The following is a 16,839-nucleotide window of genomic DNA, read 5'->3' on the forward strand; positions in this document are numbered from 1 at the left end:
GGTGCCGGGATGGCACCGACTGACGAGGCGTTCTTCCGCGAGGCCAAGTCCCAGATTCGCGCGCTGAACGACGGTCTGCTGGCGGTCGAGCGCGACGACGCCGCGGTCGCGGTCCCCGAACTCTTCCGGGTCGCCCACTCGCTGAAGGGGTCGTGTCACACGCACGGACTGGACGACGCCGGGGACCTCGCCCACGCCGTCGAGGACGTGCTGGACGCGCTCCGGGCGGGCGAGGTCGAACCCTCTCCCGACCTCGTGGACGCGGCGCTCGACGCCGTGGACCTACTGGAAGCGACGGTCCGGGCGGCCGCGGTCGGCGGGTCGGTCAACGGCGACGCGGACGCGACGCGGGCCGCGCTCCGGGAGGCGCTGGACGCCGCGCGCGCCGAGTCGCCCGGCGGGACGCCCGACGAAGGCTCCTCGGCGGACGCCTCCGAGGAGACCGCGGAGTCCGCGACGCCGGACGCCCCCGCGCCCGACCTCGCCGACCCCGACGAGTGGGACCCCGCGGACGACGACCTGAGCGACGACGTGGTCGCGGCGCTCGAAGAGACCACTGAGTTCGACGACTTGGACGCGCTCCTCGACGGGATGGACGCGCCTGACGACGACGACGAACTCGACGGCTGGGGGATGCTGGACGACGGCGGGGTGGACGGGGCGGAGGACCAAAATGCGCCGGACGGACCTCCCCCCGAACCGGCCGAGAGTCACCAATCTGCCGAGACCCACCGACCGACCGAGACGCCCGACGAACCCTCGTCGTTCTTCGAGGAGACCAAGGCGGCGGTCGAGGAGGACGACATCGAATCGCTACAGGCGGACATCGACGCGGTGGAGTTCGGCGAGTTCGACGACGAGGACGACTACACCATCGAGGAGTTGATGGCGCTCGAACCGGACGACGCCACCGACGACTCGTCGGTCGGGCCAGCGGACGAGGCGTCCGGCGCGGAAGCGGCGGCCGCCGACGACTCGGGAGTCAGCGACGACTCGGACGCTACGGGCGACTCCGATGGGAGCGACGACCCCGTGGACCTGCCGCCGGACCTCCTCGGACTCGACTCGGACGCGGCCGACGACTCCAACGAACAGAGCGCCGACCCGACCGCTGGCATCGAATCGGCCACCGAGACCGACCCGCTCGCTGGCGACGCGGCGGACGCGACCGAGACGGAGGGTATCGGCGATCCGCTCGGACTCGCGGACGCCGACCCGAGTGCCGACGACGCGCCGACCGACGAGACAGTTGGCAGTGACGAGACTACGGAAACCGACAGGACAGACGAGACTCACCGGACAGACGAGAGCGACGAGACCGAGGAGCCGACCGCCGACGAGTCCGGCGACGCAGGACGTTCCGAATCCGTACCCACCGAATCGGACGAAGCGGCCGACGAGGAGACCGAGACCAACACCTTCGTCTTCGGGACCGAGACCGAGGCGGACCCCGGAGCGACCGACGAACCGGCGACCGACGAACCGGAAACCGGCGACCGGACGGCAACCGACGACCCCGCGGACGCCGCATCCGGCGAGGTGTCCGTCGCTGATGGGGCGGACGACGAGTCGGTGCCGGACGCGGATTCGGTGCCGGACGCCGATTCGGTACCGGATGCTGATACGATACCGGACGACGGTGCGATACCGGACGACGGTGCGATACCGGACGACGGTTCGATACCGGACGCCGACTCGACGCCGGACGCCGACTCGATGCCCGAGACCGACCTCGGCGTGGACTTGGACGCCGACCTCGGCGCGGAGTTAGACGCCGACTTCGACGCGGACCTCGGCGACTCGGCCGGGGTCGCGGACGACGCGGCCGGAACCGGGATGGACGTGTCCGTGGACGACGAGATGGCCGCGTTCGAGTCGCGCTTCGGCGACCTCCTCGGCGAGGAGACCGACGACGAACCAGACGAGGGCGCGGTGTTCCGGTCGGCGGTGACGACCATCGAGGAGAGCCGCCTCGACGCCGAGCGGTTCCCGACCGGCGGGCGCTCCGACCGCGGGCGAGCGGGCGACGAGTTCGACCGCTTGCGGGCGATGACCGTGGACGTGGACACCGCCGACGAACTCCTGAACGTCGCCGAGGAGTTGTCGCTGACCCATCTCCGACTGGACGAGGCGGTCGGTCCCGACACCGACGACGCCATCCGCGAGGAGGTCTCGAACCTCCTGCGCGTGCTGACCGACTACCGCCGGACCGTGATGGACGTGCGACTCATGCCCCTCGAAACCGCCGTCGAGACGATTCCGCGGACGGTCCGGGACGTGGCGCGTTCGCAGGGCAAGGAGGTCGAACTGGCGGTCAGCGACGCCGACGTGGAACTCGACCGCTCCATCGTGGACCGCCTGCGCGACCCGCTGGTCCACCTCGCCAGAAACGCGGTGGACCACGGCATCGAGTCGCCCGACGAGCGCGAGGCGGCCGGGAAGCCCCGGACCGGCACGGTCGAGATTTCGGCCGAGCGCGTCGGCGACGAGGTGGTCGTGGAGTTGGCCGACGACGGCCGGGGCGTGGACCCCGAGGCGGTCCGCGAGCGGGCCGTCGAGAACGGCGTGGTCTCGGCGACCGAGGCCGAGCGACTGTCCGACGACGAGACCTACGACCTCCTCTTCGAACCGGGCTTCACGACCGCCGAGGAGGTGACCGACGTGAGCGGTCGCGGCGTCGGGATGGACGTGGTGAACCGGACCGTCGCGGACCTCAACGGCTCGGTTGCCGTCGAGAGCGAACCGGGCTACGGGACCACGGTCCGCCTTCGCGTACCCGTCTCCATCGCGCTCACCGAAGTCCTGTTCGTGGAGGTCGCGGGCCAGACGTTCGGGATTCCGATGGTTTCGGTCGAGCAGATTACCGCCGCGCCGCCGGTCGAGGAGAGCGAGGGCCGCGAGGTGGTCCGCCGGTCGAACCTCGAATTGGTGGGCGGACTGCCGGAGGGCGTCGAGGCCGACGACGCCTACCCGGTCCGGAGCCTCCGGAGCGCGCTCGGACTCGCCGAGACCGCCGGACTGGAGTCCGAAAGCGCCGTCCCGGACCCCCAAATCGTCTGGATTCGCCACGAGTCGGGCCGACTCGCGCTCCGGTGTGACCGCGTGGTCGCCTCCCAAGAGGTCGTGGTCCGGCCCTACGGCGACCTGTTGCGGGACGTGCCCGGCGTCAGCGGCGCGACGACGCTCGGCGACGGCGAGGCGGTCAACGTGCTGGACGTGGGAACGCTATGAAACTCGACGTGGACACCCTCGGCACGTTCTACGAGATGGCCCGCGAGGGGGCCGGACTGGCGGCGAACCGGCTGAGTTCGATGACCGACATTCCGGCGCGGGTCAACGTCACGCACCTCAACTTCACCCGCGACGCCTCCATCGCCCGCGACCTGACCGACACCGGGTGGGTCGGCATCCGGGTCGGTCTCTCGGACGGGTTCGGCGGGACCTCCCTGCTCCTGTTCGACCGGGAGAGCGCCTCTACCATCTCCTCGGCGGTCGTCGAGGACATTCCGACCGTCGAGGAGGGAACGCTACGGGACAGCACCCTGACCGAAATCGCCCAAATCATGAACAACGGGTTCGTGGACGGGTGGGCGAACGTGCTGGACGCGAACATCGACGTGTCGGCCCCGACCTACGTCGCCGCCGACCACCCCGACGAGTTTCTGGACGACGAGACGCTGGCGCTCGGCGGTCGGGAGAGTGGTGGGTCCGGCAGGTCCGGCGAGTCCGGCGGGTTCGGCAGGTCCAGCGAGTCCGGCGGGTTCGGCAGGTCCGGCGGGTCCGAGGCGGACGAGAGCGAGACGGAAGACGACCTCGCGGTCCTGTTCCGGAACAACCTCGAAGCGGTCGGCGAAGAACTGGCGTTCCGCCACTACCTCGTGCCCGACACCGAGACGGTCCAGCGTCTGTTTCGAGCGCGGACCGAGGAGCGCGCCATCGAGTTCGAGAAGTTGGTCGGGTTCGACCGCATCGCCCAGCGCGGCGCGGCGCAGGTGGCGGCCAACCTGACCCAGATGACCGGCATCGAGATGGACGTGGACATCCGGCGCATCAACTTCATCTCGCTCGACGCGATTCCGAGTGAGGTTTCGACCGAGCGGAAGGTCGGCGTCGCGTTCAGTTTCGCCGGGATGCCCAGCGGCTACCTCCTCTTTCTGTTCGGCGAGGAGTCCGCCCGGCGACTGGCGGGCCGGAGCGCGGAGACCGGGACCGCGCCGGGTCTCGGGGAGTTCGAGCGCGACGCGATTCAGGAACTGTCGAACGTGATGGCCAGCGGGATGCTCGACGGGTGGGCGAACCTGCTGGACACGACCATCGACCACTCGACGCCAGCCTACGCCCACGACATGGGCGCGGCGGTAGTGGACCCCCTCGTGGTCGGTCTCGGCGAGTCTCAGGAGTTCGCGTTCGTCTTCGACACCCGAATCGAGGCGGTCGATACCGAGGTGGACCTCGACATCTACGTGATTCCGGACGAGGAGGACCTCCGCGAGGCGCTCGGCGCGTTCGACATGGGCCGGGTGGCCGACACCCAACCCGAGGCCGACACCGACATCTCGGACGCCGAGATGGACTTGGAGTACTGGGAATCGCTCTGAGGGCGATAGCTCGACTCTCCGACTCGGCGCACGCTGACCTCGATTTTCCGACCCGGCGCGTGCGGGCGTCTGCGCGAACGGATGTGAGCGCATGGCTCGTCGGACGCGGTTTGTCCGACGGCGCGGCCTCCGGGCCGCGCCCACCGCGTGAGGGCTTAGCAACGCAGCGAAGTCTTCGGGAGCGAAGCGCCCGAAGGCTCGGGAGTCGCAGCCCGCGCAGCGAAGCGAGCAGGAACGTCTCCCGGTGCGAGTAGCGCAAGCGGTTGGGGAGGACGTGGCCTGCGGTTGCAGTGCTGTGCGGTGCTGGGCGGGAGACTCCTCTGTTCGAGCCTGACGCTAGCTTCTCGACACGTTCTCCAGTCGTCTTCTCCAGTCGTCTCCTTCGGTCGAATTCACCACCGACACACCCCCGGAAACCGCCGAAGTCTCCGATTCACGACCACGAACCCGACACATCCCGCGACGAGAACCGTAGATTCATCGCCCGAACGGCCAGAACAGTTATAGTATCAGTGTGACTCCGATTCGAACATGTATCAGCGTCGGAGGGGTCGGCCGAGCGTCCGAACCCGCCAGCGGGCGGCGGCTCCCGTCCAGCCGACCCGGCCCGCATCGCCTCGAAACCGACTCCTCGGGAAACGGTGGTGTCAGCTTTGCACGGTATCGTGCTGAAAGGACTCAAGGACTTCGTGACGACGGAGTACGACCGCGAGGCGTGGCACGCGATTCAGGACGCCGCCGGAGTCGGCGGGAAAGTCTACGTCCCCGTGACCGAGTACGACGACGCCGACGTGTTGAGTCTGGTCGATGCGGCCTCGGAAGCGACCGGCGAGGAGGTCCCGGCCCTCCTCGATTCGTTCGGGCAGTTTCTGGTCCCGGCGCTGGTCGAGACCTACGGCGTCCACGTCGGGAGCGACTGGACCGGCCTCGAACTGATAGCCAACGTCGAGACGTACATTCACGAGGCCCTGCGCGCCAAGCAACTCTCGACGTACACGCCGCCCGCACTCTCCGCGGAGTGGGTCGGCGACGAGACGGTGAAGGTCACGTACACCTCCGAGCGGGAACTCTGCCCGCTCGCCAAGGGCCTGCTGACCGGTATCGGCGACTACTACGACGAGGAGTTCGCCGTCGAGGAACCGACGTGTATGCGCGACGGCGACGACCGGTGCGAACTCCTCGTCAGCGGTCCGGGCGAGGCGTGACCCGACCGCCCGCCCGCGAACGCCCGTCTCCGCTCCCGGACTCCTCCACGAGAGGCCATCCATGCACGGCATCATCTTCAAATCGCTGAAAGACTTCGTGGTGCGCGACCACGGCCACGAGACGTGGGATACCGTCCGTCACGCGGCGGACCTCGACGGGCGGGTGTACCTGCCCATCGACACCTACGACGACGGCGAGTTGGTTCGACTCGTGGAGGCCATCGGCGACGAGACGGGGACCGCGATTCCCGACCTGCTGGAGGAGTTCGGCCGGTTCGCCGCGGGGCAACTCCTCGCCACCTACGGCAACGTCGTCGCCGACGACTGGACGACGCTGGACGTGGTGGCGAACGCCGAGGAGAACATTCACACCGTCCTTCGGGCGCACAACCCCGACCTCGACCCGCCGGAGTTGGACTGTCGCCGCGAGGAGACCGACGACGGCGAGCGGCAGGTGCGGGTGCGCTACCGGTCGCCGCGTCGCCTCTGCTTCGTGGCGAAGGGCATCGTCCGCGGCGTGGCCGACCACTACGACGAGGAGGTTCGGGTGGCCGAACCGACCTGCACGCACCGCGAGGGCAACCACTGCGAACTGGTCGTCTCCCGATAGGTCCGCGGTTCCGGAGCGCGGACGGCGCTTCCCGCTGGCGAAAATTCGGAGGTGAGAGCCGTCAATTGAATTTTCTTCTCTCCGATATTTTATAACCAATCGTTCATGTTGCGTGAAGATTTATTACGCCCTGCCGAATGGGTTTGCTCAATGTCTAACTTTCCGCGCGCACTCGTCCCTGCGTTCGTCAGGCGGCGGTACTCGCTGAAGTTCGGTCTGACGATGGTGCTGGTCGGCGCGGCCGCGGCCGGTTGCGTGTACGCGACCGGTCAGTTCGACCGGACTGTCGTCGGTGCGACACTCGGCGGCGCGCTCGTCGCGGGCGTCGTCGGAACGACCGTATCGTGGCGCGCGAGTCGGTCGCTCGACCGGCTCGTGGCTAGCGCCGACCGCCGGGCCGACGGCGAGGAGCCGACCTTCGAGTCGGCCCGCATCGACGCCGTGGGTCGGGTCGCCGACTCGATGGCCGACACCCACGAGACGCTCCTCGACCAGCACCGGGCCAGACTCGCCGCGGAGGACGAGGCCGCCCACGTCGAGCAGAAGGCCGACGAGTACGGCGAGGTCATGCGTCGGTGCGCCGACGGCAATCTGGACGAGCGCATGGACCCCAGTTCCGAGAGCGAGGCGATGAACCGCGTCGCCACCGAGTTCAACGAGATGATTTCGGAGTTCGAGGAGACCGTGGACAACCTGACCCGGTTCGCCAACGAGGTGGCGACCTACAGCCAAGAGGTCACGCTGAGTACCGAGGAGGTCAGCGACGGGAGTTCCCGCGTCGTGGAGTCGCTCCGGGACATCTCCGCGGACGCCGAGGCTCAGACCGACGACCTGCGGGCCGCGACCGACCAGATGAACCGCCTCTCGACCGCGGTGCAGGAAGTCGCGGCCTCGACCGACGAAGTGGCCTCCATCGCCGAGCGAACCGCCGAGACGGGACGGGAGGGCCGCGCGGCCGCGACCGACGCCGTGGAGGGGATGAACGACATCGAGAGCGAGTCCGAGGACACGGTGGAGGCCATCGAGAGCCTCGAAGCCGAGGTCCAGCAGGTGGACGAACTCATCGACTTCATCTCCGAAATCGCCGAGCAGACCAACATGCTCGCGCTGAACGCCCACATCGAGGCCTCGCGGGCTGGCGAGCAGGGCGCGGGTTTCGCGGCCGTGGCGAACGAAATCAAGGACCTCGCCGAGCGCACCAAGGAGGCGGCCGCCGACATCGAACAGCGTCTGAACGGGATTCGGGACCAGACCGACCGGACCGTGGACGAGGTTCGGGACACCAGCGAGCGCATCGCCCAGCAGACCGACTCGGTGGAGAACGCCGCCGAGGCGCTCGCGGACATCGCGGGCTACGCCCAAGAGACCAACGCTGGCGTCCAAGAGATTTCGGACGCGACCCGAGAGCAGGCCGACTCCACGAAGGAAGCCCTCGATATGGTCGAGGAGGCCGCGGCGGTCAGCGAGGGCATCACCGACGAGGCGACGACGGTCGCCGCCTCCGCCGAATCCCAGACGATGGCGCTCTCGCAGGTTTCCGAGAGCGCGAGCGACCTCGCCGCGCAGGCGACCCAACTCAGCAACGCGCTCGACTCGTTCGACACCGACGAGGCGAGCGAGGCGGCGTCGCCGTCTCGGAGCGACGAGGGCGGCGGCGCGGGCGAGACGGGCGACATCCCGGACGGTGACCCTCCGGACGGCGACACCGTTCCGGACCCCGCGGACGGCGAGACGCCGGACGCCGCCCACCCCGACGAGCGCGACACCGACTCCGTGGCGGTCTCCTCGACCGCCCCCGAGCGCGACGAGTCCGACCCACCGGTCGGCGACGGCGACGCGGAGCCGCCGACCGACGAGGAGGACCCGGACCCGCTGGCCGACGACGCCGAGACCGACCCGCTGGCCGACGACGCCGAGACCGACCCGCTGGCCGCCGGAGACGAGGAGGTCTGACCGATGTCCGGCGAGAGTCGAGCGGCGGCCGCCGACCCGACCGAGAACAGACGCGAGTGGGTCGAGTTCGTCCGGTTCCCGCTCGGAGACCACGCCTACGGGCTGGAACTCGGCCGCGTCGAGCGAATCGTCGCCGACCCCGACGTGACGCCCGTGCCCCAGACCGGCCCCGCAATCGCTGGCGTGACCAACCTCGGGAGCGAACTCCCGGTCGTCGTGGACGCCCGCGCCCTCCTCGGGCTGACGGCGCGGCCGGACGACGCGGAGACGACGCTCGTCGTGCTGGACCGCGGCGACGCCCGGCCGACCGGCCTGCTGGTCGAGGAGGTGGCGGGCATCGACGCCCACCACGTCGATACCGTCCGAGCGCCCCACGAGGCGGCGTGGGACCCGCCGGTCGGTCGGCGGTGGTTCCGGGCCGTGATCGAGGACTCGGAGCGCGCCGACCGACCGGTCGGGGTGCTGGATTTGGACGTGCTGGTGGACAACGCGAGGGACCAGTCGTGACGCCGGAGAACGGCGACGCCGCGCGAGCGAGCGACGGCGAGCGGACCGACGACCGCGAACGCGGGACCGGAACGGTCGGAGCGGAATCGACCGGCGAACCGGACGCGACCGACGAGGCGGACTCGACCGCCGGACCGGACTCGTCCGCTCGCGGCGGAGGCTCCTCGCTCCCGCTGAAGACGCTCGCGGTGCTGAACTGGCTGGGCGACGAGGGCGTGCGCGGCGTCGAATCGCGGCTCAACGACGTACTCGACGACGACCTCGACGTGACGACCGAGCAGGTCAAAATCGGCTACGCCGAACAGGGCACCGTGGCCTCGCAGTTCCGGGCCGAGGAGCGCGCCGGGGCGCGCGTCCTGTTGAGCGAACCGCTCGTCGGGAACGTGCTGGTCGTGTTCCCGATGGAGAGCGCGAACAAGGCCGCGGCGCTGATGCTCCGGCGCGCGGTCGAAGACCTCTCGGCCGTCTCGACGGAGATGGGACGGGACGCGCTGACCGAACTCTGCAACATGATGGCCAACGGGTTCGTGGACGAGTGGGCGACGCTGTTCGAGACGACCATCGACACCGGGTCGCCGGTCGCGGTCCAAGACCCCGAGAAGACGCTGGTCTCGCGCATCCTCAAGCAGTACGACGTGGGGCTGTTCATCCGGTCGCGGCTCCGGATTCCCCGTCACGACGTGGACGCGACCGTCTACGTGTTCCCCGGTAGAGCGGAGTTCCTGACGAAGCTCTCGGCGGTGGACCTCGGGGTGATAGCGTGAAGACCTACGAGACGACCCCCGACGACCCCGACCGCGAGCGCCGGATGGTCGGCGTCTCGGAGTACGAGGTCGTCGCCGACGGTTCGACGCTGGTCGCCTACGGTCTCGGCGCGTGCGTCGGGTTGGCGGTCTACGACCCCGAGAGCGCGGTCGGCGGGTTGGCTCACGCGATGCTCCCGCGGCAGTCGGAGGGCGACGGCACCAGCGACGGCAAGTACGTGGACGCGGCGGTCGAGACGATGCTCCGCGAGGCGGTGTCGGCGGGCGCGAGTTTCGGTGCCGTGGAGGGGTACGTCGTCGGCGGGAGCGACCTGCTGGACCTCCGGGAACTCCCGCGCGAGGTCAGCGACGACAACGTGGCGACCGCCCGCGAGGAGTTCGCGGCCCTCGACGTGCCGGTCGCGGGCGCGGACGTGGGCGGCGGGCGCGGCCGGACCGTGGAGTTCGACACCGAGACGGGCCGCATCGCGGTCCTGACGGCCTACGACCCCGAACCGGTTCTCCTCCGGACGGGCGACGACGAGGATGGGGACGAGCCGTAGACATGTTTTAGTTGCTTTAGAATATATCTAGATTTCTCTCGCATAACTCCGTGTTTACGTCCGATGGCGCGTGGCCAGTCGGCCGCGCCGCGGCCGACCGGCCGGACGCCCGGTGAAACGGACCGCCAGCGAATGCTCAGCCGAACCGGAGCTTACGATTCGAGAAATCACGACTTCACCCGAATCCGAGAAGTAAACGACGCCTCTTTACCGCACCGAGTGCCAAACACCCCCATGACCCAATCCGACGACGACCTGTTGATGACGCCCGGTCCGACCGCCGTCCCGCCGGACGTGCTGGACGCGATGGGGCGACCCCCGCTCAACCCCGACGTGCAGGCCGAGTTCGGCCCGTTCTACCGGGACCTCTGCGACGAACTCGGGCGGGTCTACGGCACCGACGACGACGTGGTGGTCCTCAGCGGCGAGGGCATCCTTGGATTGGAGACCGCCGTCGCGTCGCTGGTCGAGGAGACCGACGACGTACTCTGTCTGGCCAACGGCATCTACGGCGAGGGGTTCGCGGACTTCGTGGAGACCCACGGCGGCGACTCGCTACTCCACGACGCGCCCTTCGAGTCGGGATTCGACGTGGAGGCGGTCAAAGAGACCGTCGAGAGCAACGACTTCGCCGCCGCGACGATGGTCCACTGCGAGACGCCGACCGGCGTGCTGAACGACTTCGAGGAGATACTGGCGGTCTTGCAGGACGCGGGCGTCCTGACGATAGTCGATGCGGTCTCGTCGCTCGGGGGGACGCCGGTCCCGACCGAGAACATCGACGTGTGCCTCGGGGCCTCCCAGAAGTGCTTCAGTTCGCCCGCGGGCCTGACTACCCTCTCGGTCAGCGACGCGGCGTGGACGAAAGTCGAGGAGACCGAGCAAGACAGCTTCTACACCAGCCTCGAACCGTGGCGCGGCGTGGAGATTCCCGACGACGACGCGCCCCACCTCCCCTACACCCACGCCGTCTCGAACCTCTACGCGCTGGAAGCCTCGCTGGACCGACTGCTGGACGAGGGGCTGGAATCGGTGTACGACCGCCACGAGGAGGTCGCCGCGCAGTGCCGCGAGCGCGGCCGGGACCTCGGTCTCGAACCGTTCGCCGGGGACGACGCGCGCTGCTCGCCGACCGTGACCGCGTTCCGGGTCGAGGAGTCCGCCAGCGACCTGCGAGCGCGCCTCGAATCGGACCACGGCGTCGTCCTCGCCACCGGCCTCGGCGACCTCGCGGACGACGTGCTTCGGGTCGGCCACATGGGTTACAACGCCGACCCCGAGCGCGTCGAGCGCACGATGGACGCGCTGGCGGCCCTCCTCGGGTGAGTTCGGCGACGCGAGCGCGTCGTCCGCACGGAAACGACTCCTCACCTGATGGCAGTCACCGGTTGCTCGAACAGCGCGCCGAGCAGTTTGTCCTCGGCCAGTCGGACGTGCTGGTGAAACGTCGCGTCGGCCACGCCGAGTGACTGGGCGACTTCTTGGGCGCTGCTCTCGCGGGGCCACTCGAAGAACCCGGCGAAGTAGGCGGTCTCCAGCGCGGTCCGCTGGCGGTCGGTGAGTTCGTCGGTCAGCACCTCGTCGAGTCGCCGGAGCGAGTCGTCGGACCGCGAGACCTGCCGCCGGGTCACGACCTCGACGGTGGGGTAGGCGTCTCGGACGCGCTCGACCACGTTCCGCACCTCGACGGTCGGCGGGAAGTGTAAGGTCATCCGATAGTCGCCGTCCTCGACGGTCGCGCTCTCGATGTACCCGCCGCTGGACGCGACCGTCGAGATGACCGGCGGTTCCGAGAGGCGGACCTCGAAGGTGGTCGTGCCGAACTGCTCGCGCAGGACCGACACGTCGGTCCAGTGGGACAACTTCTCGGGGAGCGCGGTCAGCAACTCCATCGCGTCGCCGGTCGCGGTGCCGTACTCGATGTACTCGTCGTCGCCGACCGGGACCGCCCGGTCGAACGAGATTGTGCCCTCGCTCTCGGAGACGCCGACCGCCTCGAACACGTCCCGGATGCGAAACTCCAACTCGACCACCTCGTCGCTGGTCAACGCCTGCTTGCGCTCGATGGCGGCGATGGCGTGGCCGACGACCTCGCCGAGTTGCCGGACCACGCGGCGCTCCTCGCCGTCGAACGCGCCGACTCGACCGGAATAGACGTTCAGCACGCCGTACAGCGACTCCTCGTGGACGACCGGAATCGCGGCCGACGACCGGAAGCCGTGGGCGCGGGCGTGGTCGCGCCACTCGTCGTAGTCGGAGTCCTCGAACACGTCGTCCGTCACCTGTATCTCCTCGGTTTGGACCGCTCGACCGGTGGGTCCCCGCGACGCGTCGTCGTCGGGATTCACCGAAATCTCGATGTCGTCGAGATACCCCTCGACGCCCGCCTCGGCGGCGAGTTCGACGGTCTGGGTGTGGGTGTCCACCACGCCGAACCACGCGAACTCGTAGGACTCGGCGGCCGCGAGCCGGTCGCAGACGACCTGCTGGACCTGCTCGCGGGTGGACTGCTGGACCAGCGCCTCGTTGATGTCGCGGACGACCGCGTTGAGGTTGTTGAGCGCGGTCAACTGCTCGCGGTGGCGCACGAGTTCCGCCTCGCGGGCCACGCGGTCGTAGGCCGCCTCGGCGTTCGCGGCCAGCAGTTCGACCAACTGGCGCGTCCGATGGTCGAACTCGCCGGGTTCGCGCGACCCGACGACGAGGAGACCGTGGTCGCCCATCGGGACGAACGACCCGGCCCGCATCTCGGTGTCCTCGGGGTCAACGTGCAGGTTCGGCACCGCCACGATGTCGTCGTGGTGGACCGGGTCGCCGCCGCCGAACGCGCTTCCGGTGATACTGCTGTCGTCGGCCGGAACCGCGGGGAACTCCTCGCGCATGAACTCCGCTTCGACCGACCGCTCGGCGGGCCGGAGTCGCTCGGCGTCGGCGTCGTGGCGGTAGACGATGACCCCCGGCAGGTCCAAGACTTCGGTGGCGGCGGCCACGACGACTTCGCCGACCTCCTCGGGCGATTCCGCCCCGAGGAGGTCCCGAGTGGAGTCGTGGAGCGACTTCAGGGTCTCCTCGAATCGCTTGCGGTCGGCCACGTCCCGGACCACGCCGGTCCGGGCGTAGCGGTCGTCGGGACCGTACGGCCCGAACCGACTCTCGACCGGAATCGCCTCGCCGCCCTTCGTCAGGAGGTCGAACTCCAAGGTCGCCCCTTCGCGGTCGCCCGCCGACACCGCCGCGCTCAACTCCTCGGCGGTCGCGTTGACCGGTTCGCCGTGGACCAGATCGCTGGGTTCGCCGAGCAACTCGTCGCGGTCGTACCCCGTCATGTCGAGGAATCGCTGGTTGGCCATCACGAACCGCTCGTCGGCGTCGAGGGCGTACACGCCGTCCCAGAGGGTCTCGACCACCGTCTCGTAGCGTTCGAGTTCCCGCTCGCGCTCGCGGCGCTCGCTCACGTCGCGCAGGACTCCGACCCGGCCGGTGCCGTCTTCGAGACCGTACGGGGCGAACCGGGCTTCGACGGGGACGCGTTCGCCCTCGCTCGTCCGAATTTCGGTCGTGACCTTCGCGCTCCGGGTCTCGCCATCGACCATGCGTTCGTGGGCGCGCTCGGCGGTCGTCATCGCCTCGTCGTCGGTGGCGAGCAGTTCGGCCGGTCGGCCGCGCAACTGCTCGCGGGAGTAGCCGGTTAGCTCCTCGTAGGCGGCGTTGACCGTCACGAAGCGCGACTCGTCGTCCAAGACGTAGACGCCGTCGTCTATCGTCTCCACGATGCGCTCGTACTGGACGAGTTCGCGCTCGCGGCGCTTGCGCTCGCGTCGGTCGGTACCGTCGGCCGAGTCGGCGGAATCGGCCGCGTCGGTGGCCGCGTCGTCGGTCGGGGCCGCCGCGTCGGGCGGCCGCCACCAGACCCGGCCGCGAGCGCCGACTTTCTTGGTTTCGAGGTCGCCGCGCTCGACGAGACGTTCGAGTCGGTTGTAGGCGGTCCGGCGAGAGCAGTCGAGTTCGTCCGCGACTTCGCTCGTCGTGTAGGGCATCGAAGGGGAGTCCGCGCAGTCGAAGACCGCGAGGGCGTCTGCAAGTGGGTCCGCGGCGTCCATGCTCGTCTCACAGACGCCCGAGGAGCATAAGTGATTCCGTCAACGGAAAGGGTCGATTCGGGCGGGGCGAGAAGCGACCCTCGGACCCTCCCGCGAGTCGGTCAGGCCTCCTCGATGGTGTCGATGACGCGCTGGGAGAGGTCCACGTCCGAGAGGTCACCCCGGTCGTGGGCCGCCAGCCACTCGCCGTCCGCGCGCCACGTCCCGCGGGGTTCCTCGTCGATGCTCGACACCTCCGCGCGCACGTCCAGCGGTTCCCACCCTTCGTCGAGGAGGTCGAGCAGTCGGTTGAGGACGCGACCGACCTCGCGGTGGGGTACCTCCTCGCCGGGCGAGGCCGTCTCGTAGGCGACGTGGAGGGTCCCGTCGTCGGTCGAGAGGTCCGTGACGTAGACGCCGTGGCTCATCAGTCGCTGTTCGAGTCGTTCGCGCAGGTCAGCGTCGTCCATATCGGGGGAGTGGAGCGCGAGGCGGAAAACGTCTCGCTACCAGAACCCCTGCGAGTCCCGCGGTGCCACGCAGGAACAGGTCACGGTCGGGTCGAGAACGTCGTCTACCGGCAGTGATTCGCCGCACTCGGTACAGATGATTGTCGTGCCCTCGTCGCGCCGGTAGCGGCGCAACACGTGGGCCCCCACGACGGCTCCGGCGGCGAGGCCGACCGCCCCCGCCAACGCCTTGTCTACGAACGCAGTCTCGCGTGCCATGCGCTCCCGAGGTTGGCCCACAGACTTAAACCCATTGACGCCCGGAAACCAACAGAATCCCGTCGTGTAATTTAACGTAGTATTTCACCGCCGACGGCGGTAGCGGACCGCACGGACGACCCGGCGGGCGACCGCGCCGACGAGCGCGCAGGGCGGGCGACCGCGCCGACGAGCGCGCGGAGCGAGCGTCCGTGCCACGTGGTATCGCTTATCTCTCGGCGACCGACAGACGCTACAATTAAAGGGCCAGTCCCAACAGATACGCACACATGGTAGGGTTCCTGAACTTCGTCATCGGCTTCGTCGTGAGCCTCCTCGTCGGAGCGTTCGGCATCTACGTCGGCGCGCGCGTCATCGCCGACCGAGACGACTACGAGTACGCCATCCTGACCGCGCTGGTCGGCGCGTTCGTCTGGTGGCTGGTCGCCGGACTGTTCAGTCTCGTCCCCATCGTCGGCGGACTCGTCGGCTCGGTTCTGGGCCTGCTGGCGTGGGTGTACGTCATCAACGCGCGCTACCCCGGCGGCTGGGGAAGCGCAATCGGCATCGCGCTGGTGGCCTACGTCACCGTCTGGGTCGTGTTGGTCCTGCTCAACACCGTGGACCTCCTCGCGTCCGGCGCGCTCGGCGTCCCCGGACTGTAGTTCGCTCCGTACTGCCAGCTACTTTTCGTACCCCAGTTCCTCGCCCACGAGGTCCGCGGCGTTGCGTATCGCTCCGACCGACGAGAGGTAGCCAGCGCCGACGGTGGTCTTGAGGGCTTTCGCGGCCTTCCCCGTGAGAACGGTCGGTCCGACCTGCGCCACCGCGCCGTCGCCGATGGAGACCAGCCACCCCGGCGAGTCGAACGCGAAGGGGTCGAGTCGCGGCTCGAACATGTCCCCGCCCTCGCGGTCGTACTCCACGAGACTGGCGATGTTGCCCGCCACGGCGCGGGCCTCCCGGACTGCGGCCTGCGCGCTCGCGGGGACCGGTTCGCCGTCGGCGTCCACGACGCGGGCGGCGTCGCCCACGACGAAGGTGCCGTCACCGAGTCGGAGCGTGTTTTTCACCTGCGGGCGCTCGCCGCCGAGCGCGTCCGGGCCGCGGATGCCGCCGGTCCAGACGAACTGGTCGTAGTCCAACTTCTCGCCGGTTTCGAGTTCGATGGCGTCGTCGTCCGCCGACGAGACCGCGGTCCCGGTCCGAATCTCCACGTCGCGGGCCGCCAACTGCTCGCGGACCGCCGACTGGAAGTTCGCGGGGAACGCGGGCGCGACCTCGTCCAACTGTTCGAGGAGGGTGACGGTGACCGACTCCCGCTCGCCTTCCTCGCGGGCGAAGGCGGCCAACTCGCCCGCGACTTGGACCCCCGAGAGGCCCGCGCCGCCGACGACGACGCGGCTCGGCTCCTCGGGTCGCCCCGCGTCGAGCGCGTCGAGGAAGTCCGCGCGAATCCGGTCGGCGTCGTCCAGCGTCTTCAGCGGCGTGGCGCGCTCCTCGACGCCCGGCAGGCCGTAGAAGGCGGTCTCGGCCCCGAGACACACCCCGGCGTAGTCGTACTCGATGGTCGCGCCGGAATCGAGCGAGACGACGTTCGCGTCGGGGTCCACGTCGGTCACTTCGGCCTGCCGGACCTCCGCGCGGTCCAGCACGTCGCCCAACTCGACCACGATGTCGTCGGCGAGCGAGGGCCGCCGAATCGCGCGGTGGACCTCGTGCTGGACGAGGTGGCGGCCGGTCTTCTCCACGACCAGAATTTCCACGTCGTCGGGGACGGTGCGCTCTAACTTTCGGGCGAGAGTCAGTCCGGCGTAGCCAGCGCCGAGGACAGCGAGTCGCATACTGGCGGAGCTTCGGAGCGAGGAGGCTTA

General features: G+C 69.3%; 14 protein-coding genes. 10 read left to right on the forward strand and 4 right to left on the reverse strand.

All coding sequences use genetic code 11. The features are described 5' to 3' along the window. The first annotated feature begins 9 nt into the window (after window positions 1–9). The 9 genes from EPL00_RS05090 to EPL00_RS05130 all read left to right on the forward strand — a co-directional run bounded on the left by EPL00_RS05090 (window position 10) and on the right by EPL00_RS05130 (window position 11,505). On the forward strand, window positions 10–3,231 hold the full coding sequence (locus EPL00_RS05090) for an ATP-binding protein (RefSeq protein WP_135851521.1): 3,222 nt from the start codon (window positions 10–12) through the stop codon (window positions 3,229–3,231). After that, window positions 3,228–4,598, forward strand: a complete 1,371-nt coding sequence (locus EPL00_RS05095; RefSeq protein WP_135851520.1) for a chemotaxis protein CheC — start codon at window positions 3,228–3,230, stop codon at window positions 4,596–4,598. The genes EPL00_RS05090 and EPL00_RS05095 overlap by 4 nt, the downstream gene beginning before the upstream one ends. Before the next feature lie 644 nt (window positions 4,599–5,242). After that, window positions 5,243–5,803 (forward strand): heme NO-binding domain-containing protein, encoded by a 561-nt coding sequence (locus EPL00_RS05100; protein WP_162224152.1) that lies wholly within the window; start codon window positions 5,243–5,245, stop codon window positions 5,801–5,803. Between the two features lie 61 nt (window positions 5,804–5,864). Beyond that, window positions 5,865–6,413: a heme NO-binding domain-containing protein gene (locus EPL00_RS05105; protein ID WP_135851518.1), complete on the forward strand. Its 549-nt coding sequence runs from the start codon at window positions 5,865–5,867 to the stop codon at window positions 6,411–6,413. Window positions 6,414–6,563: 150 nt separating this feature from the next. Beyond that, on the forward strand, window positions 6,564–8,366 hold the full coding sequence (locus tag EPL00_RS05110; protein ID WP_135851517.1) for a methyl-accepting chemotaxis protein: 1,803 nt from the start codon (window positions 6,564–6,566) through the stop codon (window positions 8,364–8,366). Window positions 8,367–8,369: 3 nt separating this feature from the next. Next, the gene (locus tag EPL00_RS05115; RefSeq protein WP_135851516.1) at window positions 8,370–8,873 is read left to right on the forward strand and encodes a chemotaxis protein CheW; all 504 of its coding nucleotides are present in this window, start codon (window positions 8,370–8,372) and stop codon (window positions 8,871–8,873) included. Then, the gene (locus EPL00_RS05120) at window positions 8,870–9,637 is read left to right on the forward strand and encodes a chemotaxis protein CheC (RefSeq protein WP_135851515.1); all 768 of its coding nucleotides are present in this window, start codon (window positions 8,870–8,872) and stop codon (window positions 9,635–9,637) included. The genes EPL00_RS05115 and EPL00_RS05120 overlap by 4 nt, the downstream gene beginning before the upstream one ends. Further along, on the forward strand, window positions 9,634–10,179 hold the full coding sequence (locus tag EPL00_RS05125; protein WP_135851514.1) for a chemotaxis protein CheD: 546 nt from the start codon (window positions 9,634–9,636) through the stop codon (window positions 10,177–10,179). The genes EPL00_RS05120 and EPL00_RS05125 overlap by 4 nt, the downstream gene beginning before the upstream one ends. A gap of 234 nt (window positions 10,180–10,413) precedes the next feature. Further along, window positions 10,414–11,505, forward strand: a complete 1,092-nt coding sequence (locus EPL00_RS05130; protein WP_135851513.1) for a pyridoxal-phosphate-dependent aminotransferase family protein — start codon at window positions 10,414–10,416, stop codon at window positions 11,503–11,505. Between the two features lie 41 nt (window positions 11,506–11,546). Here the strand turns inward: EPL00_RS05130 and EPL00_RS05135 are convergent, their stop codons facing one another. The 3 genes from EPL00_RS05135 to EPL00_RS05145 all read right to left on the reverse strand — a co-directional run bounded on the left by EPL00_RS05135 (window position 11,547) and on the right by EPL00_RS05145 (window position 14,986). Further along, window positions 11,547–14,279: a bacterio-opsin activator domain-containing protein gene (locus EPL00_RS05135; protein ID WP_135851512.1), complete on the reverse strand. Its 2,733-nt coding sequence runs from the start codon at window positions 14,277–14,279 to the stop codon at window positions 11,547–11,549. Window positions 14,280–14,380: 101 nt separating this feature from the next. Then, window positions 14,381–14,728, reverse strand: coding sequence for a hypothetical protein (locus EPL00_RS05140; RefSeq protein WP_135851511.1), 348 nt, complete (start codon window positions 14,726–14,728; stop codon window positions 14,381–14,383). Window positions 14,729–14,764: 36 nt separating this feature from the next. Next, entirely contained in the window at window positions 14,765–14,986 is a 222-nt protein-coding gene (locus EPL00_RS05145) for a hypothetical protein (protein WP_135851510.1), read from the reverse strand. Between the two features lie 269 nt (window positions 14,987–15,255). Here EPL00_RS05145 and EPL00_RS05150 point away from each other — a divergent pair, with 269 nt between their 5' ends. After that, window positions 15,256–15,630 carry a hypothetical protein gene (locus tag EPL00_RS05150; RefSeq protein WP_135851509.1) on the forward strand — a complete coding sequence of 125 codons (375 nt, stop codon included), beginning with the start codon at window positions 15,256–15,258 and terminating at the stop codon, window positions 15,628–15,630. A gap of 18 nt (window positions 15,631–15,648) precedes the next feature. On the opposite strand, the gene EPL00_RS05155 is transcribed toward EPL00_RS05150, so the two are convergent. Next, entirely contained in the window at window positions 15,649–16,809 is a 1,161-nt protein-coding gene (locus tag EPL00_RS05155) for an NAD(P)/FAD-dependent oxidoreductase (protein WP_135851508.1), read from the reverse strand. Window positions 16,810–16,839: the final 30 nt, after the last annotated feature.

It is taken from the genome of Halorussus salinus (assembly GCF_004765815.2).
In the GTDB taxonomy this organism is placed as follows: Archaea; Halobacteriota; Halobacteria; order Halobacteriales; family Haladaptataceae; genus Halorussus; species Halorussus salinus.